The 22,416-nt window shown below is 72.3% G+C and carries 14 protein-coding genes; 6 read left to right on the plus strand and 8 right to left on the minus strand.

The window, feature by feature from the left end; all coding sequences use genetic code 11:
• Positions 1-13 precede the first annotated feature (13 nt).
• Complete coding sequence (locus ACFWDO_RS01450; RefSeq protein ID WP_380319783.1) at positions 14-484, plus strand: GNAT family N-acetyltransferase; 471 nt, start codon at positions 14-16, stop codon at positions 482-484.
• On the opposite strand, the gene ACFWDO_RS01455 is transcribed toward ACFWDO_RS01450, so the two are convergent.
• Together ACFWDO_RS01455 and ACFWDO_RS01460 are read right to left on the minus strand one after the other, a co-directional pair.
• Complete coding sequence (locus tag ACFWDO_RS01455; protein WP_380319780.1) at positions 400-1,143, minus strand: lysoplasmalogenase family protein; 744 nt, start codon at positions 1,141-1,143, stop codon at positions 400-402. The two genes, ACFWDO_RS01450 and ACFWDO_RS01455, sit on opposite strands and share 85 nt — an antisense overlap.
• A gap of 69 nt (positions 1,144-1,212) precedes the next feature.
• Positions 1,213-2,328, minus strand: coding sequence for a GNAT family N-acetyltransferase (locus tag ACFWDO_RS01460; protein ID WP_380319777.1), 1,116 nt, complete (start codon positions 2,326-2,328; stop codon positions 1,213-1,215).
• Between the two features lie 140 nt (positions 2,329-2,468).
• Here ACFWDO_RS01460 and ACFWDO_RS01465 point away from each other — a divergent pair, with 140 nt between their 5' ends.
• A complete protein-coding gene (locus ACFWDO_RS01465; protein ID WP_380319774.1) occupies positions 2,469-3,362 on the plus strand; it encodes an SMP-30/gluconolactonase/LRE family protein in 894 nt (297 codons plus the stop codon).
• A gap of 87 nt (positions 3,363-3,449) precedes the next feature.
• Positions 3,450-7,025 carry a methionine synthase gene (metH, locus tag ACFWDO_RS01470; protein WP_380319771.1) on the plus strand — a complete coding sequence of 1,192 codons (3,576 nt, stop codon included), beginning with the start codon at positions 3,450-3,452 and terminating at the stop codon, positions 7,023-7,025.
• A gap of 90 nt (positions 7,026-7,115) precedes the next feature.
• Here metH and ACFWDO_RS01475 read toward each other — a convergent pair whose 3' ends face one another.
• From ACFWDO_RS01475 to ACFWDO_RS01485, 3 genes are all read right to left on the minus strand, one after another.
• Positions 7,116-8,957: an OmpL47-type beta-barrel domain-containing protein gene (locus ACFWDO_RS01475; RefSeq protein WP_380346762.1), complete on the minus strand. Its 1,842-nt coding sequence runs from the start codon at positions 8,955-8,957 to the stop codon at positions 7,116-7,118.
• A gap of 71 nt (positions 8,958-9,028) precedes the next feature.
• On the minus strand, positions 9,029-13,066 hold the full coding sequence (locus ACFWDO_RS01480) for a ThuA domain-containing protein (protein WP_380324359.1): 4,038 nt from the start codon (positions 13,064-13,066) through the stop codon (positions 9,029-9,031).
• A 64-nt stretch (positions 13,067-13,130) separates the two neighbouring features.
• Positions 13,131-14,132: a multicopper oxidase domain-containing protein gene (locus ACFWDO_RS01485; RefSeq protein WP_380324362.1), complete on the minus strand. Its 1,002-nt coding sequence runs from the start codon at positions 14,130-14,132 to the stop codon at positions 13,131-13,133.
• Between the two features lie 545 nt (positions 14,133-14,677).
• Here ACFWDO_RS01485 and ACFWDO_RS01490 point away from each other — a divergent pair.
• The 3 genes from ACFWDO_RS01490 to ACFWDO_RS01500 all read left to right on the plus strand — a co-directional run bounded on the left by ACFWDO_RS01490 (position 14,678) and on the right by ACFWDO_RS01500 (position 20,859).
• Complete coding sequence (locus ACFWDO_RS01490) at positions 14,678-15,574, plus strand: sugar phosphate isomerase/epimerase family protein (RefSeq protein WP_380324365.1); 897 nt, start codon at positions 14,678-14,680, stop codon at positions 15,572-15,574.
• A 120-nt stretch (positions 15,575-15,694) separates the two neighbouring features.
• On the plus strand, positions 15,695-16,357 hold the full coding sequence (locus ACFWDO_RS01495; protein WP_380324368.1) for a GNAT family N-acetyltransferase: 663 nt from the start codon (positions 15,695-15,697) through the stop codon (positions 16,355-16,357).
• Between the two features lie 275 nt (positions 16,358-16,632).
• A complete protein-coding gene (locus ACFWDO_RS01500; protein WP_380324371.1) occupies positions 16,633-20,859 on the plus strand; it encodes a PQQ-dependent sugar dehydrogenase in 4,227 nt (1,408 codons plus the stop codon).
• Positions 20,860-20,976: 117 nt separating this feature from the next.
• On the opposite strand, the gene ACFWDO_RS01505 is transcribed toward ACFWDO_RS01500, so the two are convergent.
• The 3 genes from ACFWDO_RS01505 to ACFWDO_RS01515 are packed head-to-tail and all read right to left on the minus strand — an operon-like array spanning position 20,977 to position 22,404.
• Positions 20,977-21,321 carry a DUF2200 domain-containing protein gene (locus tag ACFWDO_RS01505; RefSeq protein WP_380326807.1) on the minus strand — a complete coding sequence of 115 codons (345 nt, stop codon included), beginning with the start codon at positions 21,319-21,321 and terminating at the stop codon, positions 20,977-20,979.
• 55 nt (positions 21,322-21,376) lie between these two features.
• Entirely contained in the window at positions 21,377-21,994 is a 618-nt protein-coding gene (locus ACFWDO_RS01510; RefSeq protein WP_380326809.1) for a DUF6580 family putative transport protein, read from the minus strand.
• On the minus strand, positions 21,991-22,404 hold the full coding sequence (locus ACFWDO_RS01515) for a DUF4430 domain-containing protein (RefSeq protein ID WP_380326812.1): 414 nt from the start codon (positions 22,402-22,404) through the stop codon (positions 21,991-21,993). Before ACFWDO_RS01515 ends, ACFWDO_RS01510 begins: the two co-directional genes overlap by 4 nt.
• Positions 22,405-22,416 lie beyond the last annotated feature (12 nt).

Here is a 22,416-nt window from a genome sequence, read left to right on the forward strand (position 1 = left end):
CTTCACTGCCGCCATGGCCACGTCGCCCACCACGCCCGTCCCCGCGCTGCCCGACGGCTTCGAGCTCACCGCCGACCCCGCCCGCATCGACGCCGGGCGCGTGCACGCACTGCTCGTCGAGCACGCGTACTGGGCGGCAGGACGGCCCCGCGAGCTCCAGGACCGGGCGCTGGCAGGGTCCCGGAACTACGCGGTGCTCGCGCCGGACGGCGCGACGGTCGCGTACGCGCGGCTCGTGACGGACGGCGCCACCTTCGGCTGGCTCGCCGACGTCATCGTGGACCCCGATCACCGCGGGCGGGGACTGGGCACCGCCGTCGTCGCCGCGGCCATGGAGGACGTCGCCGCCCTCGGGCTCGCGCGGGTGCTGCTGCGGGCGTCGGAGGACGGACGACCGGTCTACGACCGCCTCGGGTTCACCCCTGTCCCCGAGCCCGGAACCTGGCTGGTGCGCGCGAGCACCCCGGCGACCACGAGCGCCTGACCGGCGACGTAGGTCAGCATCACCCAGAAGCCCGACGCGGGCGGCGCGAACCAGTCGGTGAAGGCCCCCAGCGCGATCATCGCGTCGGAAGCCAGGAAGACCACGCCGCCGACGCCGGCGAGCGGGTGCACGCCCGTGGCGAGCACCGCCATCGTCACCAGGCACACCCCGTACACGACGACGGCGGCGAGCAGGGGCCCGGCGGCCGCCGCGCAGGCCGCGACGAGGGCGACGGCCGCCGCGGCGTAGGGCAGCAGGAGCAGCGGCCGGCGCACGACGCTCTGCGCGCGGGTGGGCCAGAACGCCACGACGTACGCCACCTGCGCCAGCAGGAAGAAGCCGACCATCACGAGGAAGGCGGCGTGGCCGGAGAACGCGGCGGGCGCCGTGTCGCCGAGCCACGAGAGCCCGAGCGCCACGGCCACCCAGCGCACGAGCCGCGACCGTGGCGCGGGCGCGGCGCACCACAGCGTGACCGCGAGCAGCGGCATGAGCGCGCCCTGCGTGACACGGGCCCAAGCGCTCGCCTCGGCCACCTGGGACACGAGGTGCAGCACGGTGAGCATGGCCAGCGCCACGGCGGCGGCGCGCGAGCTCGGGGTGGGCAGCAGGCGCTGCGGCGGCGCGGGCAGGAGCCCGGCATGAGCGACGTCGGTCACGGCGGGCAGCCTAGGCCCCCCGGGGCCTCCGTCGAAACCCGCTCCGCGCCGTCCTGTGCGCGCCGCCGGTCAGAGCTCGATCGACACCAGCCGCGACCCGTGCCGCTTGGCGTACCCCAGGCTCGCGTAGAGGCCGTGCGCGCCGCTCGGGTTCTGGGTGTCGACGTCGAGCGCCGCGGCCGCCATCCCGTCGGCGGCGAAGGCCCGCATCCCCTCCGCGAGGAGCGCGACGGCGACCTTGCGGCCGCGGTACGCGCGGCGCACGCCGAGGATCTCCGTGTAGCCGAACGGGTAGCCGCGCACGGCGAAGTCCTCCGTGTACCTCGCGGCGATGTGGTAGCCGACGACGAGCGGCTCGCCGGCCCGCAGCGCCGCCGCGGTGTCGGGGTCCGTGGCCGGGGCGGCGAGCAGGGCGTCGAGGTCGGGAGCAGGGTCCACGACGACGAACGACCACTCGGGCGCGTAGGTGCTGCGCCCGCTGCGCCACTGCTCGTGCGTCATCGGCTGGCTGCCCCAGTGGTCGCGGAACGCGTCGTTGTGCGCGAGCCGGGTGGCCTCGTCGTGCTCGTCGCCGAGCGGCACGAGACGCAGGCCGCCGTCGAGCTCGACGGACGGGACCGGGCGGGCGTCGAGGTCCCGCAGGTCGCGCTCCAGGTCGGAGTAGTAGCGCCGGGGCGTGAACCCCGCGCGCTCGTGGAGCCGCACCTTGGCGGCCGGGGCGTCGTCCTCGAGGAAGCTCGCGATCCGCGCCGGGGCCTCCTTGCCGGACGCGGCCAGCACCTGACGGGCACGCGCCACCTGCCAGGCGAGCACCTCGCGGCCGATCCCCTCGCCACGGCGCTCCGGGTGCACGCCGCCCCACAGGAACGCCCGCACGAGCAGCGTGTCACCGGGCATCGACTCGACGGAGCCGTAGGCGCGCAGGGCACCCGCGGCGTCCAGCCCGAGCACCGTGTCCGCCGCGAGGTCGCGCCAGGGCGCCTCGAGGGTCTCGACGACCTCCGCCAGGGTCTCCCGGTAGGGCTCGTGGTCGGCAGCCGCGATCGTGTTCCGCAGCTCCAGGAGCGCGGGCGCGTCGGCGGTCGTCGCGGGCCGCCACGTCAGGCCGCCGGCGGTCGGCACGGGCAGCACCGCCGGGGCGGCGGCGCGCTCGGCGATCGGCGCGAGCAGGTCGGGCTGGGACATGTGCCCACGGTAGGACTCGCGCGGGGCCGGGCGCATCGGTATTTCGGCGCGGCGGGCCTGTTGCCGCCGGCGGTCGCGTGTGGCACGGTGCAGCCTGCTGACCTGCACGGACCCGAGCACGACGACCCCCGGAGCGCGCGATGACCGATTCCGTCCCCGCCGTCTACGAGCCCCTCGACGAGCGCTTCGCCGCCGTCAGGGGCGACGGCCGCCTGGAGCGGCTGTGGACCGGCGGCCGCTGGACGGAGGGACCGCTGTACGTGCCCGCCGGCCGCTACCTGCTCTTCAGCGACATCCCCAACGACCGCGTGCTGCGCTGGGACGAGGCGGACGGGTCGGTGAGCGTCCTCGAGTCGCCGGCCCGCTACCCGAACGGGCGCACGATCGACCGCCAGGGACGGGTCGTGACCTGCCGGCAGGGCGCGCGCCGCGTGGAGCGCACCGAGCACGACGGCTCCACCACCGTGCTCGCCGACCGCTGGCAGGGCCGGCGCCTGAACAGCCCGAACGACGTGGTGGTGTCGGCCGACGGCGCGGTCTGGTTCACCGACCCGCCGTACGGCATCACGACCGACTACGAGGGCGAGCGCGCGGAGCCGGAGATCGACGGCTGCCACGTCTACCGGGTCGACCCGGGCACGGGCGAGGTGGACGCCGTCGCCACGGACTTCGAGCGGCCCAACGGCCTCGCGCTGTCCGTCGACGGCACCCGCCTGTACGTCGCGGACACGCGCCACCGGCACCTGCGGGTCTTCGACCTCGACGGACCGCGGATCACGGGCGGGGACGTCTTCGCCGACCTCGACGGGGGCCCGGACGGCCTGCGCGTCGACACGGCGGGCCGCGTCTGGGTGGCCGCCGGGGAGGCGCTGCACGTGCTCGACCCCGACGGCACGCTCCTCGGGCGGCTGCACGTGCCGGAGGAGGTCTCGAACCTCGCGTTCGGCGGCCGCAAGCGCAACCGCCTGTTCGTCACGGCGTCCACGTCGGTGTACTCGATCCTGCTCACCGTGAACGGCGCTCCGCTGCTCTGAGGCGCCCGGCCTGCGGGTCACCGGGCGCGCCGCCCGCAGGCATGGACGCCCCGTCCGGACGGTGCCAGGCGCCGTTACGCTGCACGGGTGACGACCACGCTCGATCCCGCCGCCGCCGACGCCCGGTCCACCGCCCTCCGCGAGGCCCTCCGCACCCGCGTGGTCGTGGCCGACGGCGCCATGGGCACGATGATCCAGGCCGCGGACCCGACCCTCGAGGACTACGAGGGGCACGAGGGCTGCAACGAGATCCTCAACGTGTCGCGGCCGGACATCATCCGGGCCGTGCACGACGAGTACCTCGAGGTGGGCGTCGACGCCATCGAGACCAACACGTTCGGCGCCAACTGGTCCAACCTGTCCGACTACGGGATCGACGACCGCATCCGCGAGCTCGCCCGCGCGGGAGCCGCCCTCGCCCGCGGCCGCGCCGACGCGTTCGCCACGCCGGACCGCCCGCGCTGGGTGCTCGGCTCGATGGGCCCGGGAACCAAGCTGCCCAGCCTGGGGCACACGACGTACGCGCACCTGCGCACCACGTTCGCCGAGCAGGCCGCGGGGCTGCTCGAGGGCGGCGCGGACGCCCTGCTCGTGGAGACCAGCCAGGACCTGCTGCAGGCCAAGGCCGCGGTCACGGGCTGCCACGACGCCATCGCCGAGGTGGGTCGCAGCGTCCCGGTCATCGTGTCGGTGACCGTGGAGACCACCGGCACGATGCTCATGGGCTCGGAGATCGGCGCGGCCCTGACCACGCTCCAGGCGATCGGCGTCGACGCGATCGGCCTGAACTGCGCCACCGGCCCGGACCAGATGAGCGAGCACCTGCGCCACCTCGCGCGGCACAGCGAGGTGCCGGTCACCTGCATGCCGAACGCCGGCCTGCCGGAGCTCGGGCCGCACGGCGCGGTGTACCCGCTGTCGCCGGAGGAGCTGGCCGCCGCGCACACGCAGTTCGTGCGGGAGTTCGGCCTCGGGCTCGTGGGCGGCTGCTGCGGCACGACGCCGGAGCACCTGCGCCAGGTGGTCGAGGCCGTGCGCGGCACGGAGCTCCCCGACCGGCACCCGCAGCGGGAGAACGGCGTCGCGTCGCTGTACTCCCACACCGACCTGCGCCAGGACACCTCCTACCTCGCGATCGGCGAGCGCACCAACGCCAACGGCTCCAAGGCGTTCCGCGAGGCGATGCTCGAGGGCCGCTGGGACGACGTCGTCGACATCGCCCGCGCCCAGACGCGCGACGGCGCCCACCTGCTCGACGTCTGCGTCGACTACGTGGGGCGCGACGGCGTCGCGGACGTGCGCGAGGTCGTCTCCCGGCTCGCGTCGGCGTCCACCCTGCCGCTGGTGATCGACTCGACGGAGCCCGCCGTGCTGCAGGCGGGCCTCGAGCTGCTCGGCGGCCGCGCCGTCGTGAACTCGGTGAACTTCGAGGACGGCGACGGCCCGGGCTCCCGCTACGCGAAGATCATGCCGCTCGTGAAGGAGCACGGCGCCGCCGTCGTCGCCCTGACGATCGACGAGGAGGGCCAGGCGCGCACCCAGGAGACCAAGGTCGCGATCGCCACCCGGCTCATCGAGCAGCTCACGAACGACTGGGGCATGCGGGTCGACGACATCATCGTCGACGCCCTGACGTTCCCCATCGCCACCGGGCAGGAGGAGACGCGGCGCGACGCCATCGAGACCATCGAGGCGATCCGCGAGATCACCACCCGCTACCCGGGCGTGCACACGACGCTCGGCGTCTCCAACGTGTCGTTCGGCCTCAACCCTGCCGCCCGCACGGTGCTCAACTCGGTGTTCCTGCACGAGGCCACGCAGGCCGGCCTGGACTCCGCCATCGTGCACGCCGCGAAGATCCTGCCGCGCAACGCCATCCCCGACGAGCAGTGGCAGGCCGCGGAGGACCTGGTGTGGGACCGTCGCGCGTACAACGCCGACGGCAACCTCACCCACGACCCGCTGTCGCACCTGCTGGAGCTGTTCTCCGGCGTGGACGCCACCGCCCTGCGCGACCAGCGCGCCGCCGAGCTCGCCGCGCTGCCCGTCGGCGAGCGCCTGGAGCGCCGCATCGTCGACGGCGCCCGCAAGGGCCTCGAGGAGGACATCGAGGAGGCGCTGGCGGGCGGCATGAAGGCGCTCGACATCGTCAACACGCACCTGCTGGGCGGGATGAAGGTGGTCGGAGAGCTGTTCGGCTCCGGCCAGATGCAGCTGCCGTTCGTGCTGCAGTCCGCCGAGGTGATGAAGACCGCGGTCGCCCTGCTGGAGCCGCACATGGAGAAGGTCGAGGGCGGCGAGGGCCGCTCCAAGGGGACCGTCGTGCTGGCCACGGTCCGCGGCGACGTGCACGACATCGGCAAGAACCTCGTCGACATCATCCTCACCAACAACGGCTACACGGTGGTGAACATCGGCATCAAGCAGCCCGTCTCCGCCATGATCGAGGCCGCCGAGGAGCACGACGCCGACGTCATCGGCATGTCCGGCCTGCTCGTGAAGTCGACCGTGGTGATGAAGGAGAACCTCGAGGAGCTCGCCTCGCGCGGTCTCGACCAGCGCTGGCCCGTGCTGCTCGGCGGCGCCGCCCTGACCCGCACCTACGTCGAGGACGACCTGGCCTCCGCGTTCCCCGGCACCGTCCGGTACGCGAAGGACGCGTTCGAGGGCCTGCGGCTCATGGAGCCGCTCGTCGCCATCGCGCGCGGCGCCGACCCGGACTCCGTGGGGCTGCCCGCGCTGCGCAAGCGCCGGCACGGCGTCGTCACGGTGACCGAGACCGCGCCCGAGGACCTGCCCGCGCGGTCCGACGTCGCGGCCGACAACCCGGTGCCGGAGCCCCCGTTCTGGGGCACGCGCATCGTCAAGGGCATCCAGCTCGCCGACTACGCCGCGTTCCTCGACGAGCGCGCGACCTTCATGGGCCAGTGGGGCCTCAAGCCCGGCCGCGGCGACGACGGCGCCAGCTACGAGGAGCTCGTCGAGACCGAGGGCCGGCCACGGCTGGCCGCCTGGCTCGAGCGCGTCCGCACCGACCAGATCATGGACCCCACGGTCGTGTACGGGTACTTCCCCGTGTGGTCCGAGGGCGACGACCTGGTGGTCGCGCACCACGAGGGGCCCGACGGCGGCTCCGGCGGCGAGCCGGGCACCGAGCGCTTGCGCTTCCACTTCCCGCGGCAGCGGCGCGACCGGCACCTGTGCCTGGCCGACTTCGTGCGCCCGCGGTCGTTCGCCGAGGAGTCGGGACGGTTCGACGTGCTACCGGTGCAGCTCGTCACCGTCGGTGACGCCGTGTCCGGCCACACCGCGAAGCTGTTCGAGGCGAACGCCTACCGCGAGTACATGGAGCTGCACGGGCTGTCCGTGCAGCTCACCGAGGCGCTGGCCGAGTTCTGGCACTCGAGGGTGCGCGACGAGCTGGGCTTCGCGGGCGAGGAGCCCACCGACGTCGAGGGGCTGTTCAAGCTGCAGTACCGCGGCGCCCGCTTCTCCCTCGGCTACCCCGCGTGCCCGGACATGGAGGACCGCCGCAAGGTGGTGGAGCTGCTGCGCCCCGACCGCGTGGGCGTGACCCTGTCCGACGAGCTCCAGCTGCACCCGGAGCAGTCCACCGACGCGTTCGTCTTCCACCACCCCGAGGCGAAGTACTTCTCCGTCTGATCCGTCCGAGCGGCAGGTCCGCAGGCCGTCGTCGGAACACGAGTCGGCGCAGCCCCGGAGATCCGGGACTGCGCCGACCGCGTGTGCGGGTCAGTTCCCGATGCTGGAACGCTTCGCCGCCTGCACGAGCGACTTGAGCTCCGCGCTCGTGATGGTGCCCTTCGCCGCGAGGCCGCCCGCGACGTCCGTGACGTGCGAGACGAACGCCTTGTGGTTCACCCACGGTCCGTCCGCGTCGAGCAGGTCGGCGACGGTACAGCCGTCACCGGTGTCCACGTTGGCGACGCCCGTGTCGAGGTCGCCGAAGAAGACGGTGTCCCGCTCGTCGGAGGCCGGGCACGCGTCGACGGTCTTGACGGTGAGCGCGAACGTCAGGGTCCCCGTCCGGGTGACGTTCCCGACGTTGTCGGTGGCGCGGTACCGCACGGCGTGCGCCCCCGACTCCTCGATCACCATCGGGCCCTCGTACTCGCGGAATGCGCTGTCGTCGAGCGAGTACTCGATGAACGCCACCCCGGAGCCGGAGTCGCGGGCCGTGATCGTCACGGTGGCCTGGTCGACGTACACGCCGTTGGCGTCCTGGACGCCGTCGACCTGCGCCGACGCGATCGGCGGCGTGGTGTCCGGCGGGGGGCCCGCCTCGACCACGACGACGTGCACCATGCCGGCCTCGGACACGTTCCCGGCCTTGTCCGTGGCCCGGTAGTCGAGCATGTGCATGCCGACCTGGTCCAGCACCACGGGTGCCGTGTACTCCTGGAAGTCGCCGCCGTCGAGCGCGTACTCCACGCTCGCCACGCCCGACCCGGCGTCCTCGGCGTGCAGCTGCACCGTGGCCGAGCCCTCGTAGGCGCCGTCGGCGTCCTGCTTGCCCGTGACCTCAGCGGTCACCACCGGGGCGGTGGTGTCCTCGGGCGGCTCCACCACGGTGAACGTGGACGAGCCGGGCTCGGAGACGTTGCCGGCCTTGTCGGTGGCCCGGTAGGTCACCGTGTGCTCGCCCGGCCCGTCCACCGCGACCGGCGCCGAGTAGGCGGTGTACTCCCCGCCGTCGAGCGCGTACTCGACGCTCGCGACGCCCGAGCCGGTGTCCGTGGCGGACAGCGCGACCGTCGCGGTGCCGATGTAGGCGCCGTCGCCGTCGAGCTGGCCGGTGACCTCGGCGGTCACGACGGGAGCCGTCGTGTCCTCCCCCGCGGCCACGACCACGACGTCCACGGTGCCGGTCTCCGACACGTTGCCGGCGTTGTCCGTGGCCCGGTAGGCGACGGAGTGCGCCCCCGGGTCGTTCAGGACGAGCGGCGCCGTGTACGGCTGGAGGTCCCCGCCGTCGAGGGCGTACTCGACGCTCTTGACGCCGGAGCCCGCGTCCTCGGCGGCGAGGCTCACGGTGGCGGAGCCGACGTAGGCCCCGTCCGCGTCCTGCTCCCCCGTGACCTCCGGGGTGACCGTCGGCGCGGTGGTGTCCACCTCGCCGCCGTCCTCGGTGACGACCAGCTCACCGACCATGGTGCTGTGCCCGGGGATCACGCAGTAGTACCGGTACGTGCCGGGCGTCAGCACGACGTCCTGCTCCCAGCGCCCGCCGTTCTCGTCCAGCGGGTTGGCCAGGATGTCGAGCGTGACGTCGTGGTTGTACCCCGGCGTGCTGGTGTCGAACGTGAGCGTGTGGCTCATGCCGACGGTGTTGCCGGTGGCGACGCTGTTCTCGAACACGATCGTCGCCGGCCCCGCCTTCGCCGTGGCCGGCGCGGACGCGTACTGCGTGACGCTGTTGCTGCCGGTCCAGGTGAGCACCTGGTCCGTGGTGGCGGTGCCGGCGTCGCCGGCGGTCGCGAGCGACCCGGCCTGGACCGCCTGGGCGGCCGGCCCGGCCGGCGCCGCTGACGCGGCGCCGGCGAGGCCGAACGACAGGATGCTCAGTGCTACCACTGAGGCCCCCACCCACGGGCGGGGCACTCTCCTTCGGGACATCGACGTTCCTCTCGTCGTCGCGGGCGCGGTCACAGGTCCCTCACCCGGATGTTGCGGAACTCCGTGGCGTCGGCGTCGCTGTGGTTCTGCAGCCCGATGTACCCGCTCAGGAACTGCCGCAGGTCGGTCGGCGGGTCACCCGCGCGCGACGACTGCTTCCCGGGCGTGTTGTCGAACTCGTTGATCACGACGCCGTTGCGGATGATCGTGTAGTGCTGCCCGACGACGCGGATCTCGTACGCGTTCCACTCCCCCTTCGGGGTGACGCCGGCGTTCTCCATGGTGTTGGGGTCGAAGTTGTACACCGACCCCGTCTTCTGGACCTCGCCCGTGGGGCCGTCGTAGATCTGGATCTCGTGGCCGCAGTAGATCGCCACCCAGGCCTCGTCGGACGTGAGCTGCCCGCACGCCGGTCGCTCGTCCCGCGGCACGCGCGGGTCGGGGAACCGGGTGAAGACGCCGCTGTTGGCGTGGCCGTCGCCGGGTGCGACGTCCTTGAACTCGAGCTTCACGGAGAAGTCGCCGAACTCCTTCTGGGCGTACCAGAGCATGCCCAGGCCGCCGTGCGACCGGATGGACCCGTCGTCCTCCAGGTCGAAGCCCCCGCCCGGCGCCTGCCGCCACCCCGCGAGCGAGGAGGCGGTGCCGTCGAAGAGCCACGTGTACCCGGTGGTCCCGGCGGACCCGATGCGGGACGTCTGCGCCGCCTTGATCAGCTTGGTGCGCTCGCCCCCCTTGATCTCGCCGTCGGCGAGGAGCTGGTCGGCCACCGCGGTGACGTGGTTGACGAACCGCCCGTTGGAGTCCCACTGGGCCTCGTCGCGGATGAGGTCGGCGATGGTGCAGCCGCCCAGGTCCTTGTTCTTCACCGTCGAGTCGACCTCGCCGATGACGACGGTGGCGCGGGAGTCCGGGATGGTGCAGGTGGTGGCGGCCGACACGTCGACCGTCTCCTTCTCACCGTCCGCGTACGTCACCGTGAGCGTCGCGTCGTACTTCCCGACCCGCTTGTAGGTGTGCTGCGGGTTGGCCTCGGTGGAGGTGGCACCGTCACCGAAGTCCCAGGCGTACGAGGCGCCGCCCGACTTGCTGCCGACGAACGCGACGGTCAGCGGGTCGCTCTGCACGCTCGCCGCCGACGCGGCCGGGGCCGGCGTCGCCGGGCCGCCCGTGTAGGAGATCCGGACGAGCTTCTGGTTGTTGTGCAGGGTGAAGAACCCGCCGCCGTAGTCGAGCAGGTAGAGCGCGCCGTCCGGACCGAACTTGGCGTCCATCCAGCTCTGCACCTGGTTCCCGGCGTTGCCGCCGCGGATGATGCGACGCAGGTCCTCCGCGTAGAGCGGGGCACCGGCCTCGTCGACGGTGTCCGGGTCCACCGTGACGGCGATGCGGTTGCCGGCGTTCGACTGGTCGCCGAGGAACCACTTGCCCTCCCAGTAGTCCGGCCAGGCGGCACCGCTGTCGGTGTCCACCTCGGACCGGTGGTAGGTCGGGCCGTTCATCACGGCCTGGCCGCCGCCGCGCAGGTACGGCTCGGTGTAGGTCGCCTCGTCGTCGACGTAGGACGGGATGCCGTCCTCGCCGATCGGGAACACGGGGCCACCGCCGCTGGGCGAGTACCAGATCATGTTCTTCTTGACCGGCGGGAGGTCCACCAGGCCGGTGTTGCGCGGCGAGGTGTTCTTCGGGTGGTCGCAGTCGTACCAGCCCGTGAGGACGCTCGCGTCCTCGTTGCTCCGGTCACGGTAGGGCTGCTTGTTGCCCATGCAGTAGGGCCAGCCCTGGTTGCCCGCCTCGGTGATGATCGTGGCGGTCTCGTACTTCGCCGGGCCCAGCTCCGGGTCCGGGGAGTACGCGTCCGGCCCCACCCAGGCGGCCGTCAGCCAGTCCTTCTCGGAGTCCCAGGCCAGGCGCGAGATGTTGCGCACGCCCATCACGTAGATCTCCGGCCGGGTCTTGTCGCCCGGGTCGTCCTCCTCGGGGAAGAGATTCCCGTCGGGCACGGTGTACGTGCCGTCCGGCTCCGGGTGGATCCGCAGGATCTTCCCGTTGAGGTTGTTGGTGTTGCCGGCGGTGCGGCGCGCGTCCTGGAAGGACAGCCCGGCGAACTCCTCGGTCCAGTTGTTGCCGGAGTAGCCGTCCGAGCCGCCCGACGAGTTGTTGTCGCCGGACCCGACGTACAGGTTGCCCTCGTCGTCGAAGTCCATCCCGCCACCCGCGTGGCAGCAGGAGTGGATCTGCGTCTCCCACGCCAGGAGGTCCTTGCGCGTCGCCTGGTCGATCGTGTTCGCCTCGGCGTCGTACGTGAAGCGCGAGATGGTGCGCTCGCCGACCTGACGCTCCCGGTCGACCGACTCGTGCGGCATCCAGAAGACGTAGAACCAGCCGTTCTCCTCGAACTTCGGGTCGAGGGTGATGCCCAGCAGGCCCTCCTCGTTCTTGACGAGCTCGTCACCCGACCCGCGGTTGCCCATCACGGGCAGCGTGGTCAGGAGCTTGGTCGTCTTGGTCTCCGGGTCCCAGCGGTGGATCGTGCCGCACCCGAGGCCGACGTCCGGGTCGTCCCACGAGACGATCGGGCCGCTCGGGCACGCCGCCTTGCCGACGTAGAAGATCCCGCCGTCGGGCGCCGCCGTCAGGCCGTGGGGCTCGCCGATCTGGTCGAGGGTGCCCGCCGCGTTCTGCTGCGTCAGCCGCTCGGTCTTGTAGTTCGCCGCGATGGTCGCCTGGCAGTCGCCGCGCACCATGCCCGCGGACCAGAGCAGGCCGCCCAGCAGGTGGTTGCGGAAGCCCTCCTCGGAGTAGCTGTCGGCCGTGCCGCCCATGCCGGTGTAGAACGAGCGGCCGCCGTCGTAGTCACGGCACCAGGACACCGGGTGGAACGGGCCGTTCGCGCCCTCGCCCGGGTCGTAGTCCCACTCCTGCACCTGGGCCACGGTGTGGACGTCGCCCACGGGGTTCGGCGACCAGTTCAGCCAGCGGTCGGACCGCGTCCACTTGACCGGGAGCTCCTTGGTCGCGGGGTGCTTGCGGTCGGTGACGTTGACCGTCGCCTCCTGCACCGGGACCTCGGGCTCCGGCTCCTCGGCGGAGGCGGCGTCGAAGAGGTCGAGGTCGGCGAGCTGCGTCAGGCCGTCGCCGGAGTTGGCCGTGATGTCGAGGCGGTAGGACGAGTACGCCTCGGTGTTCGCGACGGCGTAGTCCTTGGTCTGGAACCGGTCGGGGAAGTCCTCGCCGGTGCGCCGGTCGAGATCCTTCCACGTCGCGCCGCCGTCGTTCGACCCCTGGAGCGTCCAGTCCTTGGGGTCGCGGCCGTCCGAGTCGTTCGCCGACGTCAGTGCGTAGCGCGCGACGGCGACGGGCTCGTTCAGGTCGAAGCGGAGCCACGCCGTGGGCTCGAACGCGAGCCACTTGGTGCCCGAGTCGCGGTCGATGAGCTTCGTGGCGATCTCGTTCGGCGGGTTCTCGGCGCTCGCCGTCACGGTCTTGACGGGCACGGAGTCCGGCAGGTTGCCGGCCGGACGCGTGCCGATGAGGCCCGTGAACCACTGCGAGCGCGCCTGCGCCCGCGCGGCGTCGCGGACCCCGAGGAACCCGCCGCCCGACTGGATGTAGGCCTGCAGCGCGTCCTCCTGCGCCGTGGACATCTCCACGCCCTCCGAGGAGAGGAAGACGACGCCGCGGTAGTCCGCGAGGTTCTTGGCCGTGAAGACGGTAGGCTCGGTCGCCGTGTCGACGGCGATGCCGTTCTCCTTGCCGAGCTGCTTGATCGTGGTGGTCGCGATGGTGACCGGGTCCACCTGGTCCGCCGGGTCACCGTGGAACACGAGCACCCGGGGGTTCTCCGCGGCGGTCGGGAGGATCGCCGCGGAGGGGACGACGCTGGCGGTCGGCTCCTTCGCCACGTCCGCCGACGGCGCCTGCGTCGGTTCGTCCTGCGGCGTGCGCTGCGCGGCCGCGGGCATGGCCGCCAGCCCGAAGGCGAGCGCGGCGCCGGTGGCCGCGGCGAGGATGCCGCGAGCAGCCCGTGGTGTGATACGGGCGCTGCCTCTTGCTGTCCGTTCCATCACTGCTCCTTTGCGTGGGACCGAAGCACGTCGGGCGAGGGCGCGGTCGCCCTCTCGCCCGGGATCACATCGAGTGGCCGCCGTGGTTCTTGAAGCGGTCGATCGCCGCCTGGGCGCCGTCGGGCATCGAGCCGTCGGCGTTCCGGACGAGGAAGACGCCGGCCATGCCGCCGTCGGAGTGGAACTGGACGTGACAGTGGTACATCCACGCCCCGGCCCCGACCGCCTCGCCCGCGACCACCTGGAACCCGAAGGACGTGCCCGGGTTGAGGTCGCGCGTGTCGATGACCCGGCTGGGGTCGTCCGGCCCGGCGAGGTAGCCGGTCCGGTTGTCCGCCCAGCGGTGCGCGTGCAGGTGGAACGTGTGCAGCTGGTCGCCGTGCCCGATGGCGATCCACTCGACGGTCTCGCCGAGGTTCGCCTCGAACATCGGCGTGTTCGGGGCCATCTTGTTGTTGACCGTCATGTCGTTGAACACGACCGTGTACTGGCGGTCGGGGACGCGGTCGCCGCGGCGCCGCACGACGAGCGCGCCGTAGAGCCCGGCACGCAGGCCGGCCGTGCCGTGCTCGCCGTCCATCGCGTGGTCGTGGTAGTGCCAGTAGCCCGCGGACCCGGTCACCCAGCGGCCGTCCTCGGCCTGGTGCGTGGTGTGCGAGCGCCACACGTACGTGCGCGTCTCGCCGGGCTCGTTGAACGAGTCGTTGAACGGGCTGCCGTCGGAGTCGGTCTCGTAGTCCACGCCGTGCGGGTGGATCGAGAGCCGCTTCTCGGTGTTGTTCACCAGCTCGATCTGGAGGGTGTCCCCCTCCCACATCTCGAGCAGCGGGCCGGGGATCGTGGCCTCCCCCGGCGCGAGGCCGTAGCCGACCTGACCGTTGCCGAGCGACTCGGCGAACACCGTGATGTTCCGGGTCGTGGCGTTCGGCGCCACCGTCGGCGTCGCGGTCGGGGTGGGGGTCGGGGTGGGGGTCGGGGTGGGCTTCGGTGCGGCCGCGGCCGCCCCGACGCCGAGGGCGCCGGCCGTGGCCGGCACCACCAGTCCGGCGAGGGTGCCGGTCAGCATCGACCGACGCGAGACACGGTCGTGCCGTGGTCCCTCCGTCGCGGTGCTGTACTCCGTGCTGTTCTCAGGCATGAGACTCCGTTCGACGTCGCCGGGGGCGTCAGCTCGTCCGGCGGACAGAAGTGCGGGAGGCGACGGGCCTGGTGCGCGCGGGACCGTCGGCGGCGACACCGCGGACGACACGTGCTGGTGGTGCGAAGGCAGACCTCATCGTCGTTCCCTCCAGGACACGGCTCGCGTACCTCCCCGAGGGAATCCGTCTGACGACGACTCGGAGGGGTGCGCACGCACATCACAGGTGCGGTGCCGACATTAGGGAGACTTCTGTCGACTGTCAATCAGAAGTTGTCCGGTATCCGCATAGGAATTGCATGACAGGCATCGCTTTTGTTGAAAGTTGAACTCGATCATCGGCCCCAGAGCGGGTGCGGCCAACCTGGCGGCCCGCAACGTCCGCGCAGGCCGAGGGCAGGTCGGGTGTTGTCAAGAGCTGGGCGCAGGCCTACAGTCGATTTCACCCGACTTTTGACGATGAGGTGGAAAAGTTGACTGGTCACGCTCAGAAGTACTCCCGTCGCACCTTCCTGCAGGGTGCCGGCGCCGCCGCAGCGGTCGGCCTCGGCGCGGTCTCGCTGCCCGGTACGGCCTCGGCGGCGACGGACGACGGGGGCCGGGCGGTCCCGCCCGGCAAGATCGGCTTCCAGCTCTACTCGGTGCGGGACATGCTCCGCGCCGACCCCGAGGGCACCCTCGCGATGGTCGCGGCGGCCGGGTACGCGTCGGTCGAGCCGGCCTACGACTACGGCAACCGCACCCCGGAGCAGTTCCGCGCCATCGTCGACGCGAACGGCCTGCGGGTCGTGGGCAGCCACCACAACCCGTACGACTTCCGGGGCGACCTCGCGGCGGTCACCCTGGAGCGTGCCGTGACCCTCGGCCAGAAGTACGTCGGCGTCTCGTACATGGACGGCGCCCAGACGGCGGACGGCTACCGGCGCATGGCCGAGGAGATGAACCGGTGGGGCGAGGTCGCCCGCGGTTATGGCCTGCGGTGGTACGCCCACCTGCACGACAACGAGTTCCACACCGACCCCACCACCGGCGAGGTCCTCTTCGACGTCTGGCTGGCGGAGACCGACCCCGACCTGGTGTCGTTCGAGCTGGACCTGTACTGGATCCTGCGGGCAGGGGCCGACCCGGTGCCCTACCTCGACGCGCACCAGGACCGGTTCCCGCTGTTCCACCTCAAGGACGGCACCCCCACGCAGGGCATCGAGACCGACCTCGGCGAGGGGACCGTGGACTTCCGGGGGATCCTCTCGCACGTCCACGCGATGGGGCGCCACGAGTTCGTCGTCGAGCGCGACCAGCAGCCCGACCCCGTCCGCACCGCCAACGTCTCGTACGCGAACCTGCGGAAGCTGTCCGTCCCGCGGGCCTGACCCGGCCCGCGCCCGTGCCCGACGCGTCCGGGGCCGCCGCCCGGCCCCGGACGCGCCGTTCCACGCTCCCCGACCGCCCGGAAGCGTGACTCCGCGCCCACGACCGGGGACGATACGTCCATGAGCCCGCACCACGGACCCGACGTCACGACGCCCGAGCCGCACGCCCGCCCGGCCCTCGCGGTGGACCGGTACGACCCGGCCGACCGCGCCGCCCTCTACGACGTCTGCCTGCGCACCGGCGACTCCGGCGAGGACGCCACGGACATGTACGAGGACGGCGAGCTGCTCGGCCACGTCTACCTCGGGGCCTACCTCGAGCTGGAGCCGGGGCTCGCCCGCGTGCTGCGCCGCGCGGACGGCACGGCGGTGGGCTACTGCGTGGCCACGGCGAGCACCGTCGACTTCGAACGCCGCTGCGAGGAGTCCTGGTGGCCGCCGCTGCGCGCGCGGCTCGCGGTCCCCGCGCCCGACGACGAGTCGCCGGACGCGCGCCTCCTGCATGCGATCCACGCGCCGTCGCGGTCGGCGGCGCCGTGGCTGGAGCAGTACCCGGCGCACCTGCACGTCGACCTGCTGCCGGAGGCGCAGGGCGGCGGCGCGGGACGGCGCGTGCTGGAGGCGGTGCTCGACGCCGTCGCCGCAGCGGGCGCCCCCGGCATCCACCTGGGCGTCGGCGGCCGCAACGTGCGCGCGATCGGCTTCTACGAGCACCTCGGGTTCCGCACGCTCGAGGAGCAGCCCTGGGGCCGGACGATGGGCATGTCGCTGGCCGGCCGCTGACGGCGGCCCGGGTCGGGAGGTGCCGGGCCGGCAGTCCGCTGGTCTCACACCGCTGACGGCGACGCCGGTCCGGAAGCGCCGGGCCGGGTGCGCAGAGGGGGATCACCCGGCGGCAGGCCGCTGCCCGCGTCCCGGTTGCGTCGCCGGTCCGAGTTCCCTGGGCCATCCCTTGCCGCATCCTGTGCGTCGGCCTACCATCCTGAAAGCGCTTGCCTGGCAAGCGCTTTCAGCACCCTGGCAGGGCCCTGTTCGACAACGACGTTGAGAGGTCACAGATGCGCGAGCTCATCCCCCGGCGGCCAACGGACCCGGCCCGCCCGCCCGTACCCACCACCCCGCGATCGGGTCCCGCGCGCCTCGCGGCCGCGGTCGCCGCCGCGGCCGTCGCCGGCACGACCTTCCTGGTCGGGGCCCCCGCGCTCGCCGCGGAGCAGTCCGCCGCGGACGCCACCGCGGACGCCGCGGACCAGGAGTTCACCGAGCTGCTCGGCTTCGAGCAGTACGCGCGCACGGCGCTCGACGGCCAGGACGGCTGGTCGGCGTCCGGCGCCGCGAAGGTGATCGCGGACCCGCTCAACGGGAACAACCAGGTCCTCGAGATGACGGGCGGCAACCAGAAGGCCTACCGCGCCGTCCCGGGGATCGCGGACGGCTCCACCGGCACCCTGTTCTTCCGGTTCCTGCGCACGGGGAGCGTCGACACGTCGTTCGGGCTCACCGACGTCGACCAGCCGTCGGGGACCGGGGACAGCCGCGCGTACGTCAACAACCAGAACAGCGACCAGATGCTGGTCCGCGACGGCGGCGGCTTCAAGCCCGCCGGCATCTGGGGCCGCGACGCCTGGCAGTGCGTGTGGGTCGTCGCCGACAACGCCGCCGACAAGGTCTCGGTGTACAGCCAGGGCGGCCCCTACGAGGAGCTGACGCGGCTCCCGGAGGGCACCGAGCAGCAGTTCGGCTTCCGGCAGGGCGTCACGACGGCGCTCGACCGCTTCTGGTGGATCAACGGCGCCAGCAGCGCCGGCAACCTCATGCTCGACGACGTCGCCGTCGACACGGCCGGCGAGAACCTCTCAATCGCGACCGGCAACCCGGGCGACTGCGCGGCCGGCGGCGAGTCCGAGGCCCCGCTGATCAACCCGCTGCCCGACCCGAAGATGTCGACGCTCGGCGTCGAGGTGGAGGAGCTCGCCCAGCTGCCCGAGTCCCACACCACGCCCGCGACGCAGGACCCGCGCCTTGACCGGTACAACCGGATCACGCATCTCGACGAGATCCCGGACGGCTCCGGCCGACTCATGGTCCCGGACAACAACGGCACGCTGTACACGGTCGACAAGGAGACCGGCGCGTACACGCCGTACCTCGACGTGCGCCAGGCGTTCATCGACAACTTCCACAACTCCGCCGGCCTGGGCACCGGCCTCGGCGCGGCCGAGTTCCACCCGGACTTCGCCGAGAACGGCCTCTTCTACACGGTGCACACGGAGGGCGGAACCGCCCTGACGGAGGACACCCCCGACTTCCCCGGCTACGGCACCACGCAGTTCCACAGCGTCGTCACCGAGTGGAAGGCCACGGACCCGTCGGCGGCGACCTTCGAGGGCACCAGCCGCGAGATCATGCGCGTGCCGTTCGCCGGCCGCGTGCACACCGTGCAGCAGATCTCGTTCAACCCGACCGCCGAGCCGGGCGACCCCGACTACGGCAACCTCTACATCCTGGTCGGCGACGGCGGCGCGGGCGTCGGCAACGGCAACCCGCAGGACGTCACCACGCCGCAGGGGAAGATCTTCCGGATCGACCCGCTGGGCCGGGACAGCGCCAACGGGGAGTACGGTATCCCCGACGACAACCCGTTCCTCGACACCGCGGGCGCACTGCCCGAGATCTACGCGATCGGCATGCGCGACCCCCACCGCATCAGCTGGGACCCCGCTGGCGACCACACCATGTACCTCGGGCACATCGGCGAGTGGCAGGTCGAGTCGATCTACGCCGTCGAGCCTGGGGACAACTTCGGCTGGTCCGAGCGCGAGGGGCCCTTCCGGGCGGACAACCGACAGATCTACCCGCTGCCGGCCGACGACGCCAAGAACGGGTTCACGTACCCCGTGGCCGCCTACGACCACAACCGCGACCCCGGCCAGACCGGCGACGCCGGCGTCGCCAACAACGGCGGCTTCGTCTACCGCGGCGACATCGCCGCCCTGCGGGGGCGCTACCTGTTCACCGACCTGGTGCACGGCTGGGTGCTGTCGACCGAGGCGGACAAGATGGTCCGTAACGACGGCGACGTCGAGGACCTGGCGCCGATCGAGCAGCTGCGCGTGTTCGCCGGCGGCAAGGAGACCACGTTCGCCGAGCTGGTCGGCGACAAGCGCGTCGACCTGCGCTTCGGCTCCGACGCCGACGGCGAGCTCTACCTGATCTCCAAGGCGAACGGGAAGATCTGGAAGGTCACCGGCGCGCACCGGGTCGCGGCCACCTCCCCCGTCGCGCTCCCCGAACTCGCCCCGAACCTGGTGGCGCACTACGACTTCGACCACCCGGTCGCGGGCGCCACGACCTTCGAGGCCGACCAGGGCTGGTCGGGCACGAAGATCCAGCTCGTCAACGGCGGCGTCGAGCAGCGCGTCACCGACCGTGCCTACCCGGGCGCGGGCCGCGCGCTGCAGACCCAGCAGATGAGCCCGGCCACCGCGTCGAACGACGACTGGAAGGCGGGCGTGTACGACGCGAACGGCGTCGCCTCGCTCGACGCGTTCTCGGCCACCGACCAGGCCGCCGTCATGGGCTGGTTCAAGCGGACCGGCGCGAACGTCGCCGGCCTGAACTCCGGCACGACGAACCCGGACGACCGGTACAACGCCATCGGGCTGGCCGGCGTGCTGACCGGCGACTCCGACGGCCATGCCGTGCGGGCGCTGCTCGAGGTGATCACGGTGGGCGACGAGCTCAAGCTGGTCGCCCTCGGGCGGCGCGTCGACGGCGCCGGGTCGTGGACCTTCGCCGCCGACATGCCGTGGGACGAGATCCTGGCGCAGGGCGAGTGGGTCCACCTCACCGCGACGTTCGACTTCGCGGCGGGCGAGATGAAGCTGTACCGCAACGGCGAGGAGCTCGCGGGCCGGTACACCTCGTCCAACCCGTGGGGATCCGGCCCCACGTCGGCGACGACGTCGCGCGGCATCAAGATCGGCGGCAGCTTCCCGCAGGACACCAAGGAGGCGAACCCGTTCAACGGCCGGATGGACGACCTGATGTTCCTCGACACCGTCCCGACGCCGGAACAGGTCGCCGCGCAGTACGCGCTGTTCGGCGCGACGCCGACCGAGCCCACGGAGCCGCCGTCGTGCACGCCCGCCGGCTCCACGACCACCGACGTCATGGCGGCGGAGAACTGGGCCCCGAAGACTCCCGCGAAGTGGCAGTTCCCCGGGGACCAGATCATCCAGACCGAGGCGGGGACCAACCCCGACGACGGCATCCGGCGGCCGTTCGAGTACGCCGTCCTCACCCAGGGGCCGGAGCTCGGGTCGTTCGACCTCGGCGCGCAGGTCCGGATCGACGAGCCGGCCAGCGTGAACAACCGCGACGTCATCGTGGTGTTCGGCTGGCAGTCGGACACGGAGTACTACTACGCCCACCTGTCGAAGGACAACACGATCTACCCCCACAACGGGATCTTCAAGGTCGACGGCAAGGACCGGGAGCGGATCGACGACCAGTGGGACGGCACCGTCGGCGCTCCCCCGGCCATCACCGACGAGGAGTGGCACGACGTGCGCGTCGTGCGGTGCACGGACAGCGGCGACATCGCCGTCTACCTCGACGGCCTCGACACCCCGCTGCTCACCGCGAACGACACCACCTTCGAGACCGGCAGGGTCGGGTTCGGGTCGTTCGACAACTACGGGCGCCTGCGCGACCTCACGGTCACGTCGACGCCGGCCGACGTCGACGGGCCGACCGTCACCGTCAAGGAGGGCGACGAGTTCACCACCGGCCGCGACGGCACGTACAGCACGGTCTCGTTCAAGCTGCACGACGCCGGCAAGGTCGACCGCCTCACCCTCAACGGGGTGGAGAAGGACCTCGTCGACGACGAGTGGTCGGACCTGAACTACGTGAAGCCGGGATCGTTCGGCGCGGTCGAGGGCACCAACACCCTCGTCGTCAAGGACCTCGCCGGGAACGCCACCACCGTGACCTTCACGCTCGACGTCACGGGCCCGACCGTCACCGTCAAGGACGGTGCGCAGCTCACGGTGGGCTCGGACGGCACGTACAGCCTCGTGTCGTTCAAGCTGCACGACGCCGGCAAGGTCGACGGCCTCACCCTCAACGGCACGGCCAAGGACCTCACCGACAACACGTGGTCGGACCTGAACTACGTGAAGCCGGGGGCGTTCGGCGCGGTCGGGGGCGCCAACACCCTCGTCGTGCGTGATGTCGCCGGGAACGCCACCACGGTGACGTTCACGCTCGCGACGTCGTAGCCCGCGAGATACGGCGCACGACACACGGGCCCCCGGTGGGCGGGGACGGCACCTGCCGTCCCCGCCCGCCGGGGGCCCGTCGTGTGGTCGGTCCTGCGATCGACGTCGTCCCGTCGACTAGGCCGCCGCGCCGGCGTCGCCGCGCAGGATCGACGACATCTTCTTGCCCTTCGCGACCTCGTCGACCAGCTTGTCCATCCAGCGGATCTGCTGCATCAGCGGGTCGTCGATCTCCTCGACGCGGACGCCGCAGATCACGCCCGTGATGAGCGACGCGTTCTCGTTCATCGCGGGTGCGGAGGCGAAGAACGTCTCCAGGTCGACCTCGTCCGCGATCACCTGCTCGAGGCCGGCGGCGTCGTAGCCGGTGAGCCAGGTGACGACGCGGTCGACGTCGGCCGCGTCGCGGTCCTTGCGCTCCACCTTCTGCACGTAGAGCGGGTAGATGCTGGCGAACGTCATCCGCCGGATCCGGTCTGCGGGCACGGTCCCTCGCCTCTCTCTCGGTCCGTCGAGGCTATCGCGCCGGGAGGGCCTCGGTGGCGGGCGCCGAGGCCCGCTCGAGCCGCGCCACCAGGGCCACGAGCCCGGCCGCGAGCGGCACCAGCACGAGGTTGCCGAGCAGCATCGGGCGCAGGAACGGCAGCCCGGCGACGTAGCTGGCCAGCAGTCCGTCGAGGCCCGCGGGGTAGAACGTGCCGCGGCCGAGCCACCAGACGCCGGCGTTGGTCCACAGGTAGAAGAACAGCGAGCCGCCGACGCCGAGGCCGAGCGCGGCGACCAGGCGGCCGGTCGTGCCGCGCGTGCGGCCCGCCCACCAGGCGCCGACGCCGATGACGGCCCACGCGCTCCACGTGAACACCAGCACCGACGAGTTGCCGAGCAGGACGTCGCTCAGCGCGACCACGGCCAGCGGAGCGAGCACCGCGACGCGGTGACGCAGCAGGCCCGCCGCCGCGAACGCCGCGGCCGTCGAGAGCTCGAGGTTGGGCGGGGCGCCGAGGTCGTCCTTCACCAGCCGCCAGACGACGGCGGCCGCGACGAGCAGGACCGCGACGGCGGGGCGCCACCAGCGTTGGGCGAGCTCGCGCGCGGACAGCGGGGCCTCGAGGCGGGAGGGGGCGGTGACGGTCACTTCTCGATCTCCTCGAGCTTCCAGGTGATGGTCTGCCCGTCCTTGGTCTGGAGCGAGCCGGCGCCGACCTGCGCCATCTCGTCGTCCACGTACAGGCCCCAGAACTCGGTGCTGGGGTCGGCCTCGCGACCACGCACGGCCGTGACGTACGCGTTCTCGCCCTTGCCCTGCACCTGGGCCTCCGGGTCGTGCTTCTCCAGCAGCTCGAGCGCCGTCTTGCCGTCCTCGCCGGCGTAGGAGAACTCGCTGAGGTTCTCCGCCACCTGCTCCGTCGCGTCCGCGGACGCCGAGGACGAGGAGCCCGCGTCGGAGGAGCCGCCGTCGGCACAGCCGGCGAGCAGGCCGGCGGCCAGGGCGGTCGCCGGCAGGAGGGCGAGCAGACGGGAGGTGGTCGAGCGAGGGATCTTCACGGCCGAAGGGTA

It is taken from the genome of Isoptericola sp. NPDC060185 (genome assembly GCF_042728595.1).
In the GTDB taxonomy this organism is placed as follows: Bacteria; Actinomycetota; Actinomycetes; order Actinomycetales; family Cellulomonadaceae; genus Isoptericola.

What these genes read in the sequence shown, in the direction of transcription:
- ACFWDO_RS01485 (WP_380324362.1), bottom strand. Translation starts at nt 14,132, where the DNA reads ATGCTGACCGGCACCCTCGCCGGACTGGTGGTGCCGGCCACGGCCGGC.
- ACFWDO_RS01495 (WP_380324368.1), top strand. Translation starts at nt 15,695, where the DNA reads ATGAGCCCGCACCACGGACCCGACGTCACGACGCCCGAGCCGCACGCC.
- ACFWDO_RS01460 (WP_380319777.1), bottom strand. Translation starts at nt 2,328, where the DNA reads ATGTCCCAGCCCGACCTGCTCGCGCCGATCGCCGAGCGCGCCGCCGCC.
- ACFWDO_RS01465 (WP_380319774.1), top strand. Translation starts at nt 2,469, where the DNA reads ATGACCGATTCCGTCCCCGCCGTCTACGAGCCCCTCGACGAGCGCTTC.
- ACFWDO_RS01450 (WP_380319783.1), top strand. Translation starts at nt 14, where the DNA reads ATGGCCACGTCGCCCACCACGCCCGTCCCCGCGCTGCCCGACGGCTTC.
- ACFWDO_RS01500 (WP_380324371.1), top strand. Translation starts at nt 16,633, where the DNA reads ATGCGCGAGCTCATCCCCCGGCGGCCAACGGACCCGGCCCGCCCGCCC.
- ACFWDO_RS01480 (WP_380324359.1), bottom strand. Translation starts at nt 13,066, where the DNA reads ATGGAACGGACAGCAAGAGGCAGCGCCCGTATCACACCACGGGCTGCT.
- ACFWDO_RS01505 (WP_380326807.1), bottom strand. Translation starts at nt 21,321, where the DNA reads ATGACGTTCGCCAGCATCTACCCGCTCTACGTGCAGAAGGTGGAGCGC.